17 protein-coding genes are annotated in these 16,431 nt (G+C 33.9%); 14 read left to right on the forward strand and 3 right to left on the reverse strand.

The window, feature by feature from the left end; translation table 11 throughout:
• Positions 1-38: 38 nt before the first annotated feature.
• On the reverse strand, positions 39-1,325 hold the full coding sequence (locus tag GVV10_RS00885; RefSeq protein WP_159518605.1) for a UPF0236 family transposase-like protein: 1,287 nt from the start codon (positions 1,323-1,325) through the stop codon (positions 39-41).
• A 158-nt stretch (positions 1,326-1,483) separates the two neighbouring features.
• Between GVV10_RS00885 and GVV10_RS00890 the strand changes: the two genes are divergently transcribed.
• The 7 genes from GVV10_RS00890 to GVV10_RS00920 all read left to right on the forward strand — a co-directional run bounded on the left by GVV10_RS00890 (position 1,484) and on the right by GVV10_RS00920 (position 7,029).
• Complete coding sequence (locus tag GVV10_RS00890; RefSeq protein WP_159518607.1) at positions 1,484-2,356, forward strand: sce7726 family protein; 873 nt, start codon at positions 1,484-1,486, stop codon at positions 2,354-2,356.
• Between the two features lie 15 nt (positions 2,357-2,371).
• Positions 2,372-3,295, forward strand: coding sequence for a sce7725 family protein (locus tag GVV10_RS00895; RefSeq protein WP_159518609.1), 924 nt, complete (start codon positions 2,372-2,374; stop codon positions 3,293-3,295).
• A 190-nt stretch (positions 3,296-3,485) separates the two neighbouring features.
• Positions 3,486-4,202, forward strand: a complete 717-nt coding sequence (locus GVV10_RS00900; protein WP_159518611.1) for a DUF6037 family protein — start codon at positions 3,486-3,488, stop codon at positions 4,200-4,202.
• A 66-nt stretch (positions 4,203-4,268) separates the two neighbouring features.
• A complete protein-coding gene (locus GVV10_RS00905; RefSeq protein WP_159518595.1) occupies positions 4,269-4,988 on the forward strand; it encodes a transposase in 720 nt (239 codons plus the stop codon).
• A gap of 17 nt (positions 4,989-5,005) precedes the next feature.
• Positions 5,006-5,797, forward strand: a complete 792-nt coding sequence (locus tag GVV10_RS00910; RefSeq protein WP_268892241.1) for a transposase — start codon at positions 5,006-5,008, stop codon at positions 5,795-5,797.
• Positions 5,798-6,118: 321 nt separating this feature from the next.
• Positions 6,119-6,541 (forward strand): glycine radical domain-containing protein, encoded by a 423-nt coding sequence (locus GVV10_RS09430; protein ID WP_236261848.1) that lies wholly within the window; start codon positions 6,119-6,121, stop codon positions 6,539-6,541.
• A gap of 155 nt (positions 6,542-6,696) precedes the next feature.
• Positions 6,697-7,029 (forward strand): hypothetical protein, encoded by a 333-nt coding sequence (locus tag GVV10_RS00920; RefSeq protein ID WP_159518616.1) that lies wholly within the window; start codon positions 6,697-6,699, stop codon positions 7,027-7,029.
• 13 nt (positions 7,030-7,042) lie between these two features.
• On the opposite strand, the gene nrdG is transcribed toward GVV10_RS00920, so the two are convergent.
• Positions 7,043-7,585: an anaerobic ribonucleoside-triphosphate reductase activating protein gene (gene nrdG / locus GVV10_RS00925; RefSeq protein ID WP_159518618.1), complete on the reverse strand. Its 543-nt coding sequence runs from the start codon at positions 7,583-7,585 to the stop codon at positions 7,043-7,045.
• On the reverse strand, positions 7,582-9,900 hold the full coding sequence (locus GVV10_RS00930; RefSeq protein ID WP_159518620.1) for an anaerobic ribonucleoside triphosphate reductase: 2,319 nt from the start codon (positions 9,898-9,900) through the stop codon (positions 7,582-7,584). The genes nrdG and GVV10_RS00930 overlap by 4 nt, the downstream gene beginning before the upstream one ends.
• A 180-nt stretch (positions 9,901-10,080) precedes the next feature.
• Here GVV10_RS00930 and GVV10_RS00935 point away from each other — a divergent pair, with 180 nt between their 5' ends.
• The 7 genes from GVV10_RS00935 to GVV10_RS09435 all read left to right on the forward strand — a co-directional run bounded on the left by GVV10_RS00935 (position 10,081) and on the right by GVV10_RS09435 (position 16,430).
• Positions 10,081-10,287, forward strand: a complete 207-nt coding sequence (locus GVV10_RS00935; RefSeq protein ID WP_268892242.1) for a helix-turn-helix domain-containing protein — start codon at positions 10,081-10,083, stop codon at positions 10,285-10,287.
• A gap of 19 nt (positions 10,288-10,306) precedes the next feature.
• A complete protein-coding gene (locus GVV10_RS00940) occupies positions 10,307-10,969 on the forward strand; it encodes an HD domain-containing protein (protein WP_159518622.1) in 663 nt (220 codons plus the stop codon).
• Between the two features lie 134 nt (positions 10,970-11,103).
• Entirely contained in the window at positions 11,104-11,328 is a 225-nt protein-coding gene (gene secG / locus GVV10_RS00945; protein ID WP_159518625.1) for a preprotein translocase subunit SecG, read from the forward strand.
• A gap of 46 nt (positions 11,329-11,374) precedes the next feature.
• On the forward strand, positions 11,375-13,480 hold the full coding sequence (gene rnr / locus GVV10_RS00950) for a ribonuclease R (RefSeq protein WP_159518627.1): 2,106 nt from the start codon (positions 11,375-11,377) through the stop codon (positions 13,478-13,480).
• Entirely contained in the window at positions 13,455-13,895 is a 441-nt protein-coding gene (gene smpB, locus GVV10_RS00955; RefSeq protein WP_159518629.1) for an SsrA-binding protein SmpB, read from the forward strand. Before rnr ends, smpB begins: the two co-directional genes overlap by 26 nt.
• A gap of 57 nt (positions 13,896-13,952) precedes the next feature.
• Positions 13,953-14,501 (forward strand): LemA family protein, encoded by a 549-nt coding sequence (locus tag GVV10_RS00960; RefSeq protein WP_159518631.1) that lies wholly within the window; start codon positions 13,953-13,955, stop codon positions 14,499-14,501.
• Between the two features lie 45 nt (positions 14,502-14,546).
• Positions 14,547-16,430 (forward strand): DUF2207 family protein, encoded by a 1,884-nt coding sequence (locus GVV10_RS09435; protein WP_201289962.1) that lies wholly within the window; start codon positions 14,547-14,549, stop codon positions 16,428-16,430.
• Position 16,431 lies beyond the last annotated feature (1 nt).

Consider the following 16,431-nt stretch of genomic DNA (forward strand, 5'->3'; position numbering starts at 1 on the left):
AAATCAAATGATTCGGAGTCTTCATAATAGTCGTTTGTTCATGGTTCTGTTAGTGTATTTAAATAATGAAGTCTTAAATCAACGTTATTTAGAAATTGAATTCGGTTGTTGAGGTATCTTTCTAAATTTTCTTTTTTATAACCTTTGGGCCTACTTGTAAATATTGAAGCAAACATGTGAGAAATGGCAGACTCCATACTACAACCCATTTGCTTTGGCTCATATGCTCTTTGAATCTCTTGCCAATTGTTTAGTATGTACTTCTTGTTGTTTGAAAGTATTGTTTTTCGATTTTCTTTTGGTTCTTCTTTTATCATTGCATTGATGATATCGATAAATGTTGGTTTATTCTGATTGATGATATTGGAGTGGATGATTTGTTTGATATCTTTATCTTTACTTATACGGTTAAGGGTTTGTTTGTAGTGGAACTTATCGAGAACAAACATACCGTTGGAAAATATTTTGGCTCCTGATTTAATCCAAGATGCCCCATCACCTAACACGATAACTTCTTCTATAGAGTTTAAATCGTATTTGATGCTGACTACATCATAAACATCTTCCCAAAAGAATGGTTTAAGGCTGGCGTAGATTGTTTTATTGATTAACGTATTTCTTCCTTGTAGGTTAACGTTATCTTCAAAAACAACGGCTGCTTTTATCATTGCATCTTTATCATTACCTTGAGTATGTACGTACTTTTCATCAGCCATGATATAAAGTCTATTTGGCGTGTTTTGTGCTTGAGTAATTGCTTGATGGGTGAGTAAACTGTCTTTGACGACATTATAGACAGTCTGTCGAGAGATATTGAATTGATGTCTTTCTTTAGAAACAGAGAACGGAGAATAGATTCGATCACCAATAATGGAACGTACTTTAATCATTGAATTTTGATCTGCATATAATTCATAAATCATTGCCTTAATACAAGGGTCATATTTGGTCCATTTTGGAAGTCCGAGTTTGCGATCTAGATACGTAAATGTTTTTCCTGTCGATTTGTTTTTATAAATAGTTCGCTCGAAACGTATGACACCAAATACAGTAATAATCGTTCTTTCTCGTTTATTGTGAACATAATAATCGCGTTTAAGAAGTTCAGAATCTTTATATGCTTGATCAATAGTAGAGAACCAAGAAACCAAAGCACATCTACAAAATTCTTGAAAATAAGAAGCAAGTTTTTCAATCGTCATGGAATAGTTTTGAATATCAAATGTTTGATTGTGTGGTTTCATTATTAAGGAAACATGATCTAGAAAATTAGATTGTAGCTCATTTAAGTATGGAAGTTCACTGTTATGTGTTAAAATAGTCATGGCGATATCTCCTTTTAATTGTTCTTGGTAAATCTATTATAAACGAGATATCGCTTTTTTGTATTCCCCCATTCATTTTACACAATCCATAGCATATATAGGTGTCTTCTAGACAAAAATATGATAAACTAAAAACAATTGAAAAGGAATGAATTATAATGAAAACAATTGAAAGCGTAGATGCTAATTCTTTAATGAAAATATTCAGTAAAACATTTATCAAGAATTCCATGACTTCAAACAAGAAGTTAAACCATAAGATGGACAAAGATTTTCAAAGAATTGTAAAAATATTAGGCCTTGAAAAACAAAGCAATTTAACCAGGGAAGATGTATATCTTGAAACATACAATTATTTAAATAAGAACTATCGTAATGAATACATCTATAAAAACACTTTAATAAATAAAATTATATTTGGAATACACAGCCCCAAAACTACAACCGCGATAACTGAGCAAAGAGTAGGTGATTCTATCCTGGATTTACTTATTATTAACGGTCGTGCTATTGCCTATGAAATAAAAACAGAATTAGACTCATTTTCTCGATTACAATCCCAAATAAATGATTATAAAAAAGCATTTGAATTTGTTTCTCTTGTTATACCAGAGTCATTTTTAGAAAAATCTTTAGAAATGTATTCTAAAGAAAAGATCGGAATTTATGTGTTAAGAAAAAATAATGTTTTAACAGAAATAAAAAAACCTCAATCAGATAGGGAATCATTAGATACAGATGTAATATTTTCCCTACTTCGAATGCAGGAGTATGAAAACGTTATCAGCAATTTTGGAATGCCTCTTCCACAAAAAAGTTTTATGTATTATGATGAATGTAGAAGTTTAGTGTCAGGTATTGATTTTGATGAGTTTTATGCTTCTTTTGTTCAACAATTAAAAAATAGAGGAAACAAGAATAAAGAAGAACTTGATAAAGTCCCAAAAGAAATATTATCACCTATTTATTCGATGAATTTAACAAAAAAAGAGTATGAAAAGTTTCATGTATTTCTGTCTGACATAATTTAAAAAAGGAGAGATAATATGTACATGCCTATTTTACTAGGGAAGCAGTATGAATTATTAGCGGTTAGGGAGTTGGTTGAAAAAGAATTAATTGGGGAGAATATTCTTCCAATCATTGATCCAACTAGCATAAGCACAACACTAATAAAAACCTTGGAAGTTTGTTCGGACGATCAGTTCACTATTGGGATTTTGATGAATTCCGACTACTCAGATCATTTTGATGAGCAATTAGAGCAACTAAAAGAGGACTCGCCAGAACAGTTTGAAGTTTTAATAAAATTACTTTCTGAAAATAATTTTATTAAAGTTTATGATGGAGAGTTCGGTATTTATGACAGGGAAAACATTGAAAATAGTATTATTCTCTGGAGACCAACAAATTTGGAATTTTATGTTGAGGAAGATTCAATAAAAAACAATATTAGGTACAATGTCGTTTCTTCAAAGGCAGTTGAATTTGATAAAGTTGAACATAACAAAGTAATTTTAAGTGATCCATTTATACGAAAAAGTCGCAATGCTGATTATGAAGGTTTAGGTAATTATTTATTCAGTGAAGATCATCTTAAAATTGATTCTTTATCCATTTTCGGCTCATCGGACTACTCAACAGTTGGAGATATTAACCCAAATTTAGGAGGCGGTCCAGCAAGAGCAGTAGCTTTCCATTTATTGTATTTTAATCCAAATAATCAATTGATGATTAATCATTATGTATCCGATTCGAATGATGATACGCGAAATTTAGCTTTAAAAGTAATGGAGGCTTTAGAAAAAATTATAGAGTGTCCTAACCTAACCCTTTTGCATACAGATGGGCTATCGCAGTTCAGAGAGTCTTATGAAGAGAAAAGGAATCGAGGATTAGGTAAATATAAACAAATGTCAATAATGCATCACTTAGAGTTAATGAATGATTTCTTTATTAATCTACAATAATTTTTAACAAGCTGAATTTCAACTTGTTTTTAAGTTGTCTCAAAAACTATGGTTAATGGGACACCCTGAAAAGTGTCTCATAATCTTATATCAAAAACATTTAATATGTGTCAATAACCCTCCCCAAAAAGAAGTCTCAAATGTGTGCTTTATGATACAATTGAGATACATGTAAAGGATGGTGGGTTTTATGTTAGCAGAGATAGACAATGTTGAGAAGATTTTAGATGATCCCAAAACACCTTATGGTTTCTTTTCTCTGTCGCTATATAAAAATGATTATATGGTAACAGTTTTAAGTTTATCAAAAAAAAGAAAAGATGAACTTACAAATAAACACGGATATAAAGTACAAGTAATGTTATTTTTCGTAAAAAAAAGAGATGATAGCGAGTTAGTCTTGTATTTAAACAGTAGAGGGACAGTTGGTGTTGAGACTAAAGATTTACTATCTTACTTTGAGTATGACTCTAGAAAAAAAGGCTTTGGTGATCTCGGATTTTTTGACCGACTAAGATCAACAATTAACTCTGCGATAAAACTAGCAACTTACGATGGATTCAATGTACAAGAAAAAGAAATTATTTCAAGAGGAGTTAACGAACAGAGTTCTGAAGATAAAAACCGAACTGTATTATTTGGGATTAAGAATAATTATCCTCCAAGAGAAACTCGTCAAAATGGAGCTAAGTCGAAGTTACTATATGAAGAATTTTACAATATTTTAGTTGCGGAGGAATCTAATCATGTCGGATTGGATGAAGAAGGGATTTTTAGTTTCCGTTTTTGCGAAAGAAAAGATATAGATAATGGAAAATATACTGAAATTAAATCTAAATATGAGTTTATTGTAGCATTAAACAAAGCAATCAGCCGTAGAAGAAAGGGCTGTAACGAATTAACCTAGTCCTATAGACAACAAAATGCCGAGATTTCTCATGTGAGAGGTCTCGGCATTTGTTATAATTTAATTATGCTTAGTAACAAATTACAATTAAATTATAAACCAGTTCAGCTTATTTTACCACTGAACTATGAACATATTATTGATAAACATGATCCGGTTGTTTCATTTATTGAAGTTGTAGGGAGATTAAACTTATCGAAATTTATTAAAACTTCAAATGTGGGACGCCATGCTTATGATCCAGAGACGATGTTACAAGTCATTCTTTTTGAATTCATGGAAAATATACGATCACTTAGAAATCTTGCAAAAGCTTGCCGTACAGATGTTCGTTTTATGTATATTTGTAGATGTAAGAAACCAAGCTTCATGGCTTTTCAACGATTCATTGACTCAAAATTGAATGAATCAATAGATGATATTTTTTATGAGATTAATGAGTTTCTTATTCATAAAGAATCCATTAATACTGATGTTATTTACATTGATGGAACTAAGATTGAAGCTAACGCAAGAAAATTTAGTTTTGTGTGGAAGAAAGCAGTTCTAAAACATCGTGATAATTTATACCTCAAAATATCGAAACTGTATCAAATAATTGAAAAACAATTTAAAATATCACTCACTGTCAAGGATACTTATTTACCCGAAGACCTAAGTAACATCATCAACACATTTAGCCTATACTGCTATCACTATTCTATTCCGTTTGTTTACGGAAAAGGGAAACGTAAAACCGCCTTTCAACGTTACTATGAGACACTTTGTGAATACCAAAAAAACTAACTAACTACGAAGAGCACTTGCGGATATGTGGTGACAGAAACAGTTATTCTAAAACAGATCATGATGCGACCTTCATGCATGGTAAAGAAGATTATTACAGTAAAACAGGGATTTTTAAGCCATACTACAATCTTCAAATTGGTGTAAGTGATGAGTACATTCTTCATCTTGGAGTTTATCCTAACCCAACCGATACAAAAACATTTATTCCTTTTTTAGAAACTTACTTTGAAAGATATAAATCCAACCCTAAATATCCAGTAGCAGATGCAGGATATGGCAGTTATGATAACTACCTATATTGTCTTGACCATGATATGGGATTATTCATGAAATACGGTCATTTCAATAAAGAAAATGAAAGTAAATTTAAACGAAAAATATATAACGTTAAGAATATGGATATCACGCCTAACAAAATTACTGCGATAGACGGTACTACTTATACCTATAGTCATGATTACATACAAAGAAGAGGTTTGTATCCACAACATAAAAAAGTATACAACCATGACAATTGGGATGAGTCAATGAAAGAACGGAAAATACCTAAAACAATCAGCTACGACTCAGTGATGGTACAACTTCAAAATCAAGCACGAAAAAATCTCAAAAGCCCCAACGGAATTGAATTAAGAAAACAACGATCAATACAAGTTGAAGGGGCCTTTGGAGACATAAAAGCAAACACAGATTATGTAAGAATACAGCGAAGAGGAAAACGAAGTGTACAAACAGAACTAACTCTTGTAGCTCTAGGCTATAATCTTAGGAAATTTCATGCTAAGAAATTAAGGAAAATGAATTAAGACAACCATTATCTTTAGAACACTTTAAAGTTCTTTTAAGTGTGTCTAAACTTGACTAGCGACTTCTTTAAAATTGCAGATTAAAGATTTTATGATAAATTAGGTAAAGAAAAAAGCTATAACGATTCCGAATGCTTTATTGCATCCGTTTCGTTACAGCCCCTTTTTGTACTTTGTGTAAATTAAGGATTTGTTAACGAGGTGGATAAACAATGCTAAAGGATGAAATGATAATCAATATCTAATCTGAAAAGGCATCAGAACTCATTGCTAATGTCATTTGATAGTGTTAATCTAATAATATAATAGGAGGGATTTATGATGGATAACGAATACAATATCGCTTTTTGCGCCTTATGCGAAAAAGGAATTAAAGGCAAAGAAGACTTACATACAGTTGAGGTAGATTTCGATCAAGATGGAACCGTTGTTTCACAAAAATTGAAAGTATGCACAGAGTGTATTTTTCCTCAAATTGATAATAAGGAAATCACACCTGAGGTTGCTAATGTTGCAGAAGAAACCTATGCTAAATTATTGGAAGATCCAACAACACCTGTCGGTCGTGCGCATCACTTAAATGTGAATGTTTTAAATCAAGATTTACTCAGAGATGCAATGGAAAATCCAGAAGAGTATCCACAATTAACAATTCGAGTTTCAGGGTATGCTGTTAACTTTACACGTTTATCACGTGAACAACAAGAAGAAGTCATTAGTCGAACATTTCATGAATCAATTTAAAGAATCTTCTTTGAATTTAGTGGTTAATTAACAAAGGAAACATTAATGAAAGACTATATTGAAGAGATAAAACGTATTAAATGGTATCAAAAAATAGTGTTATTGCTTGTTTTATTGGGATGGGCCTTTTCACTTGGCACAGTGTCTTTGTTTCCATGGTAATCTATAGTTTATTGCTATTTGCAATGTTTATTCTCGATGCCTTGAAACTCGACGTACGTATTCTCATTCCACTTGTGATACTCATGCTTCTTTTTTACCGTTCTAAGTATCAATTAAAATCTCGTTTGTTTGGGTTTGTTTTTATGTTTTCTGAGCAAGCTCATCATATCTTAGATTATTTTATGTGTTTTGTGATGCTAACATTTGTTTATTACAACATGGGTTGGTTGATGGATTTACAAACATTTATCAGCTATCCCTTTAATTTTATATTCTTTTATTTTTATATATTTAGAGGGAATACAAAGAAAATCCTTGATGATTAAGTCAAGGATTTTTTTATATAAAAATATCTGGTTCACGTTCAATAAACTCACGTTCATCTTGAAATTTTTCAGCTAAAACGACAGTGCCTGTTTTAAGTGATTGTTGGACATCGATAATTCTTTGATTGGTTGATCCTCTAAATAATGCAGCGATGCTTCTTTTTTCAAGTAAGAATCGACCATCGACTAGAATATCTAGTTGGGAAAGTAACTTTTGCACATAAGGATCATGATGACGTATCAGAGCATTATAGGTATAGCCAGAGTAAGACCAAATATTAAATCCAGCTTCGCGTAAGGCTTTCGCAATAATGTAAAGTTCTTTGGGTTGTGCAAAGGGTTCGCCTCCTGAGAAAGTAACTTTTTGATGACCAGCAGCAATGGTTTGTTTGATGACCTCATCGGTGTCAATCAGTTCGCCACCTTCAAATGGGATCGCTTTTTGATTATGACATCCTGGACAATTGTGAGGACATCCTTGGGTGAATATCACAGAACGGATGCCTTCTCCATCAACAATTGAATCTTTTACAAATGAGGATAGTCTTATTTTCATAATGTGTGTTTAACTCGATCGTGTTCTTCAGCTCGTTTGGCATCGTTGAAACGGTCAAGGGTTCCAACGAGATACCCTGTAATTCGACGGATTCGTTCAAAAGGTTGAGCACTTGTCTCGATGCGTCCACATTGAGGACATTCATCGTTAATGATGCCGGTGTATCCACATTCAGGGTCACGATCAACAGGGTGGTTGATTGCGCCATAACCGATGTTATATTTTCTCATGAGTTGAACAACTTCTTCAAATGCATCGGGGTTTTGATTGGTATCGCCATCGAGTTCAACATACGTGATGTGACCACCATTTGTTAGGGCATGATAAGGTGCTTCTAAGCGAAGTTTATCTTCGATGCCTGAGTCATAATAAACAGGAACATGAAATGAATTGGTATAATAATCGCGGTCTGTAATTCCAGGGATATTACCAAAAATCGAGTGATCAATTCCTACGAATCGTCCAGATAACCCTTCAGCTGGCGTTGCGATTAATGAAAAGTTTAATTGATACTCTTCGCTATACTCGTCAGCTTTTTGACGCATGAATTCAACAATTTCAAGGCCTAGTTTTTGTGAGGCTTCTGATTCGCCGTGATGTTCCCCAACAAGTGCCTTTAATGTTTCTGCTAAACCAATGAAGCCAAAGGCTAATGAACCATGTTTTAAAGCTTCATGGAGATTATCACTTGGTTTTAGATTTTCAGAGTTTTTCCAAACACCTTGTCCTAGTAAGAACTTAAAGTTACCAATGGTTTTATTGCATTGAATTTCATAACGATCAAGTAACTGATCTTTAACAAGTTCCATAAGTGCCCCTAATTCATCATAGAAGCCTTCCATATCAGTTTCTTCATTGTTTAAAATACCATATTTGATTCCTAAACGGACAAGGTTAATGGATGTAAAACTTAGGTTACCTCTTCCAGTTACCACTTCATCCTCTGGATCGGTGATATCACTCATAACACGAGTTCTACATCCCATGTAGGTTATCTCAGTTTCATACCGTCCTTCTTGGTAATATTCCTTATTATAAGGGGCATCGATAAATGAGAAATTAGGGAAAAGGCGCTTAGCTGATACTTTCATGGCTAATTTAAACAAATCATAATTCATATCTTCAGGGAAGTAGTTAATGCCTTCTTTTACTTTGAATATAGCAATTGGGAAGATCGGTGTTTCACCTTTACCTAAACCAGAATCGAGGGCTTTAAGATAGTTTTCAATGACCATTCGACCTTCTGGAGAAATATCAGTCCCAAAGTTAATCGAGCTAAATGGAACCTGAGCACCTGCTCGTGAATGCATTGTATTTAAGTTATGAATAAATGCTTCCATTGCTTGATAGGTAATACGATTGGTTACACGAACTGCTTTATCGTATGCTTTGTCAACAGTTTTAATATCTTGTTTATCAGATAAAAATTGTTCAAACTCATAAATATCAATCGTGATCGAATCAAGTGAATCGATATGTTTCAACGCTTCATTAATTTTAATGTCGTCTAATTTGTCTTGGATTTCAAAGTAATCATAAATACGTTGTTTAAATTGCTTTTTAAAGGTGTAAAGAACACCTGGTGCCATGTAATGATCAAAGGCAGGAATACTTTGGCCACCATGTTGATCATTTTGATTGGATTGGATTGCAATAGCCGCGAGTGCTGTATAGGACATAATGTCTTTAGGCGGTCTAAGGTGACCATGACCTGTAGAAAAACCTTCCTTAAATAACTTTTCAAGGTTAATCTGATTACAGGTTGTTGTCCCCATAGGTAGAAAGTCCAAATCATGGATATGTATTTGTCCTGAATCATGAGCGTTGTAATAGTCTTGATTCATTTGGTATGCTTTCGCAAATTCTTTTGAAACTGTGCTACCAAATTGAAGCATCATACCCATCGGGCTGTTGCCATCAACGTTCGCATTTTCACGTTTTGCATCTTCATCAATGGCTTCTTTTTGATTAAGTTTCTCAATTGCTTTCAAAAATTTGTGTTGTTTAGAAATGAAAATCTTACGTGAGTCATTTCTTCTTGCACGGTATGAAGCAAATGATTCATAGACGTCGATATAGTTTTGTCGAAGGAGTTCTTTTTCAATTAAATCTTGAATAAATTCAATTGAAACAAATTTCTCTGTTTCGGATAGTGTCTTAATTTGTTTTAGGACTTGGTTGTAAACACCGTTTACATCATCCTCGTTATAATGGTCGTTTTCAACCGAATCGAAGCCTTTCTTTATTGCGATGGCGATTTTAGTGCCATTAAACTTGTCTTTTTGATTATCTCTTTTTAATATAATTATATCCATAATCTGCCTCCCTTGATGAACTAATCATAGGAAATTTATAGGAGTTGTTCAATGTAAAACAGATAAAAACTTCATTTGTACACAACTTCACAAGTATTAAGGTAAATAAATTAACGATAAACGATACTTGGAGTTAAAAAATGAATTATTTGTGCTAAACTTAACTTAAGAGGTGATAATGTGATTATAGTGCGTTTGGATCGAGTCATGGCGGATCGGAAAATGAGTTTAAAAGAATTATCAGAAAAGACGGGCTTATCAACTGTAAACCTATCAAAGCTGAAAAATGGTCATGTTAAAGCAATTCGCTTTAGTACGTTGAATGCTATATGTACCGAATTAAAATGTCAACCCCGCGATATCTTAGAGTTTATCTATGATTTATAGTGAGAGTGGTGAAAAGACGATGTACGATATATTATTGAAAAGTCACTTTGTAAATGGGAATTATCGTAAAGTTCAACAAAATGAACTGATTTCTGGCACTGCTAAACATGATTTGTCTCATGTGTTAAACGTTGTAGCGTTGGTAGAATCAGTCTTAATACAGTTAGATGTTGAGGCTAACCTGATTGAATCGGCTAAAATTGCGGCTTTACTTCATGATGTTGGATGTGTGGATGGGAAAAAAGGTCATGCGCTTAGATCTTATACGATGGTCAGCGATTATTTTGTTGAACAGAACATAAATATTCCTTATCATGATGAAGTTTTGAATGCTATTAAACATCATGGATCAGGTTATGATCGCCAAGAATTGATAACGTTAACCTTAATAATGTGTGATAAATTGGATTTAACAATGGCAAGATTAGCACCAGAAGGATTTGAAACACCTGGTATTCGTCAACTTCAATTCATAAAAGACGTACACATTACAATACGTCATCATGAATGTGAGATTGATTTTCTTACTTATAAAGATATAAACGTTGAAGAGTTGAACAGTTTCTCATTTTTAGACAAGACCTTTGCATCGATTGGTGCTTTTTGCGAGTTTAATGATTTAACTCCTTGTGTGAGGATGGATGGTGTAGTTTGGCAACGTCCTTTGATGTCGAGTTTATAAGTTGTTTTCCAGGTCAGCAATGCCTGTTTTTTTCTGGATACTAAAGGATGAAGGAAAAAATATTGTAATTTCAAGATAGATTTGTTAAAATATAAGAACTAGTAGAGAAAAGTAGAAAATAGGTGAACGTTTAAATGACACAAGTTTTATTATTAATAGTATCGGCGATGTTAATTTTACTCTCATTATTACAAAGTGGAAAATCAGAAGGTTTTACTGGCGCGTTCTCTGGGAGTTCAGGTTTAGATTTATTTTCGAACTCAAAAGAGCGTGGAGCAGAAAAAGTGATTTCCAATTTAACAATGGTTACAGGAATCTTGTTTTTTGTCCTAACAATTGTTGCAGTAATAACTCAGTAATAAACTAGACCGCGGATGCGGTTTTTCTTTTATGTAAGGATGGACTATGAAAAAATATAAAAATTATGAAGCAATAAAAAAATACTTAGATCATCATCCTAAACCAATTTTATTGAATGATTGGCATGAGTTAATCATCGGTGAGTTAGAAATATCTTTACCTGAAGTAAATGAAGTAATGGAAGAGATGGTTGCAGATAGAGAATTAGTTATCCACAATGATGAAGTTTATTATATTGATAATATTCATTATGGGTGTGGGTCTTTTAGGCTTGTTCGTGAAAGTTTTGGTTTTGTTGAAACTGAGGACGAGTCGATATATATAGGGAGTGATGATTTTATGAACGCCCTAGACCAAGACGATGTTTTGGTTGAAATTCATCACGGGAAAAAAGTATTTGGAAAAATTTTAAAGACGGTTGAACGTCATCGAGATTTTTTATTGGGGACGATGAAGAAGATTGATGGCAAGTTACGGTTTATTCCATATGATACACGAATTGTTCAAAAGGTAGATTATGATTCCTATGGAATTGATGTTGCTGAGAATGATCGTGTTATTGCGAAAATCATGAAAGTGGCTCAGCGAATTGATGTTCGCTTTGATTCAGTTTTAGGTCAAGCTGATGAGCCGGGTATGGATGTGTTAAGTGTTCTTTATGTCTATGGCTTGGATGTTGATTTTAATGACGATGTGTTAGATGCAATTCAAGATATGCCAAAGACAGTCAGTGAAAAAGAAATGGAAGGTCGTATGGATCATCGTGATCAAGCTGTAATTACGATTGATGGTGAAGATGCGAAGGATTTAGATGATGCAGTATATATGGAAACATTAAATAATGGGTATCGTCTTTATGTTCATATTGCTGATGTGAGTCACTATGTTCCATCAGGTAGTCTTATTGATGCAAGTGCATTAGAGCGTAGTTCGTCTATTTATATGGTTGATCGTGTTGTGCCTATGTTACCAAAAGAACTTTCAAATGGAATTTGTTCACTCCATCCAGGTGTTGATCGTTTAGTTTTAACGTGCCAAATTGATTTAAGTTTTCAAGGTGAAGTGATTGATTACAATATTTACGAATCAGTGATTCGTTCACGTCAACGCTTGTCATATAATCAAATTAATCAAGGCGAAGACTTAGGAGAACACCAAGACATGGTTGAATTAATGCTAGATTGTGCACGTCGATTAAATTACAACCGAGAGCAAGCTGGTTCCATTGATTTTGACAGTGATGAGACAGAGTTTGTGGTTGATAATGATGGTGTAGTTTTAGATATTTTTAGAAAAGAACGTGGCGAATCAGAAACGATGATTGAGGCGTTTATGATTAAAGCGAATGAGGTTGTTGCTCAGCATTGTAAATACCAATCGATGCCTGTTCTTTATCGTGTTCATGAAGAACCTCAAAAAGAAAGACTTCAAACGTTATCACATACACTGAGAATATTAGGGTATAAAATGCGTGGAAACTTAGAAGATGTTCACCCTAAAACATTGCAGAAAGCACTCGATTACTTTAAAGATAAACCAGAATATCCTGTAGTGTCACGGTTGGTTTTAAGAACAATGAGCAAAGCGAGGTATTCAGAATTACCCCTGGGTCATTTTGGGTTAGCGTTGGAGGATTATACTCATTTCACATCGCCGATTCGTCGTTATCCGGATTTATTGTTACATCAACGATTAAAGAAATATTTGATCAAAGGGAATATGAATGGCTATATTAAAGATGAAGCTTATGTTGCGAAAGCAGCAGGACATGTATCGGATAAGGAAAGAGCAATCCTTGAGGCAGAACGTCAAGTTGAAAAAATTAAAAAAGCTCAATATATGGAAGATAAGGTTGGTTCTTCATACATTGGTTACATCAGTGGTGTTGCAAACTTTGGTTTCTTTGTTGAGTTAGATAATACGGTTGAAGGTCTTGTCCATATTCGAAGTTTGAAAGATGATTTTTATAACTATGATGCTCAAGCACAAAAACTTGTGGGTGAGCGTGGTAACAATGAGTATAAACTTGGTCAAAAAGTATCGGTAAACTTAGTTTCGGTTGATATGGTTGAATCTGTTGTAAATTTTGAATTAAAGAAAGTAAGAAAAAAAAGGAGGGCACCACGTGAGCGTCGTCGCAAAAAATCGTAAAGCATTTCATAACTACTTTATTGAAGATCGTTATGAAGCTGGTATCGTATTGCAAGGAACTGAGATAAAATCAATACGTCAAGGACGTGTTCAACTTGGGGATGCCTATATTTCAATTCGTCATGGTGAAGCTTTTATAAAAGGAATGCATATTGGAACCTACGAACAGGGTAATCGCTTTAATCACGATGAAACTCGCGATCGAAAATTGCTTTTACATAAACATGAAATAGAGAAATTACAGAAGGCAGAAACATTGCAAGGGTATACGATTGTGCCACTTGGAATGCATTTGGTTAAAGGACGTGCTAAATTAGAGATTGCTACTGCAAAAGGGAAGCATCTTTACGACAAACGTCAAGTAGAAAAAGAGCGGTCAATGAAACGGGAAATAGAACGAGCGACTCGTCGTTAAGATTGACTTGTGCTTTGGGTCGTTGTATTATTAATTTAAGACATGGAGGCGAAAAGAATGGGATATATTCTTTTAGGAATTTTAGTCATAATTGTTATTGCAGTTATTTCGATTTATAACTCACTTGTACGTAAAAAAAATATGGTGGAGGAAGGTTTTTCCACAATTGATGTGTATTTGAAGAAACGCTATGATTTGGTGCCAAACTTAGTTGAAACGGTTAAAGGCTATGCAAGTCATGAGAAGGAAACATTGCAAGGTGTCATTGAAGCAAGGAATATGGCAATGAGTGCAAGTAATCCAGAAGCTCAGTTTGAAGCTGAAGGTCAGTTATCTCAAGTGCTTGGCCGATTATTTGCTTTGTCTGAAAGTTATCCAGATTTAAAAGCAAACACTAATTTTATGGATTTACAAGGTCAATTAAAGAGTTTAGAAACTGAAATTGCTCAATCACGTAAGTATTACAATGCTGTAACACGTGAGTACAATGTTCAAACAGAAACATTCCCTTCAGTTATTGTGGCGAATATGTTTGGGTTCAAGAGAATGCCACTCTATGAAGTAGAGCAAGAACACGAACGCCAAAACGTTAAAATTGAATTTTAATTAAGGGGGCGAATGCCCCTTTTTTGTTTTTAAAGGAGGAAAAGAATGGGAAAAATGAAAGTTATTGTCATGTCCTTGCTCTTTTTGTTATTAGGTACAACAGGGATACGTGCAGAAACACCACGAACTGTTCCTCTTGAAGCTGATAACATCAATATTAAAATTGATGTTCATGAATCGGGATCAATAACAGTAGAACAAGAAATTGAGATGTATTTTAATGAAGAACATCAAGGGATTTTTGTGAACATACCTCAAAAATATGAAAATGTTCTGATCAATGATCAACGATTAGATTTTGAGTTTCCAATTCGCGACATTGAGGTAATGGATGATCCTTATGATGTAGAGGATAATGGTGATGGTGTTCTCATAAGAATTGGAGAACGTGGAACCTATTTATATGGTCATAAGACCTATAAGTTAAAATATACTGTGAGAATGTATGATTGGCTGGAGGGTGATGCCGATTATTTTTACTTTGATTTGATTGGAAATAAATGGGATTTCCCAATTCATCACGTCAATTTTGAACTTAATTTTCCTAAGCCAATAAGTGACGAAATTCACTTTTATGCAACGTTGGACAATAAACCAGTTTCGTATCGAAAAACAGATACGAAGATATCAGGGAGTTTTGATGAAGTTTTATTACAAGAGGCTCTTACAAGCTATATTTATTTAGGGGACAATTATTTTAATTATCCAAGTTTTGATTACACAAAAATTGGTATTTCCATTGAAGCAAGCGTTTTTGTGTTATTATTGTTCTTATTTTTTAAATTTGGTAAAGACTATCCGCTTGTGGTTCCCGTAGAGTTTACGGCACCTGAAGGATTAAATAGTGCAGATGTGGGATATGTTTATCGTGGCTATTTACGGAGTCAAGATGTTACCTCGTTAATTATTTATTGGGGCTCAAAAGGGTATTTGAGGATTACCGAAATTGAAGGAGATGAGCTCGAGTTTGAAAAATTGAAAGAACTTAATGACTATACAAGTCAAGAAGAGCTTCGCTTGTTTAAAGCTTTATTTAAATCAGGAGATGTTGTTCAAACAAAAGAGTTAAAGAATAAATTTGGTCCTGTTGTTCAACATGTTCAAGCAGCAATTCCAAATACATTCCGTAATGATAAAGAGAAACGTGTTTTTGAATATTCAGGGATAACGATGAAATGGTTATTCTTGCCAATATTTTCCATATTAAGTGCGGTAGTTATGGGTTTAATTGGCTATGCTAAGGTCCCAACTGATTCTTATTCGTTTGGCTATGGGGCGATGGGTTTTGGTTTGGCTGCTGTGATTATTGGTCTTGGATTGTATGGGTTTGATCAAGGCAAAGGACATCGCAGTAAACTAACTCAAGGTTTTATTATTGGTTTGTACTTAGCGATTTCTTTTGTTATTTACACAGTTACAATTAAAAACTTTTCTCACGTGATTCAAATAATTTACGGTCTTCATATTTTAATTTTATTAATTGCATCGTTTATACTTGCGAATATGTCAAGAAGAAGTAAACAAGGGACAGCATGGTATGGGCAAGTATTAGGGTTACGACAATTCATTGAAAAAGCAGAAAAGGATCGTTTAGAGCGCTTGGTGTTTAGTAATCCAAATGTATTTTTTGATGTTTTACCGTATGCATATGTTCTAGATGTGACGGATGTTTGGTCTGAAAAGTTTAAAGATATAGCGATCAGTCAACCTGATTGGTATCAAACAAACAGTTCAAACTTTACGACTTGGTACATGTGGTCGAGTTTAAACCGAAGTATGAATCATGTTAATTCAAATCTAACCTCAGTTCCAGCGCCTTCAGGTAAATCTGGTGGTGGCGGTAACTTTGGTGGCGGAAGCGGCTTTGGTGGCGGCGGAGGCGGGTTCTCTGGTGGCGGCTTTGGTGGCGGCGGAGGTGGAGGCTGGTAAG

This window comes from Erysipelothrix urinaevulpis, assembly GCF_009828835.1.
GTDB classification, from domain to species: domain Bacteria; phylum Bacillota_I; class Bacilli_A; order Erysipelotrichales; family Erysipelotrichaceae; genus Erysipelothrix; species Erysipelothrix urinaevulpis.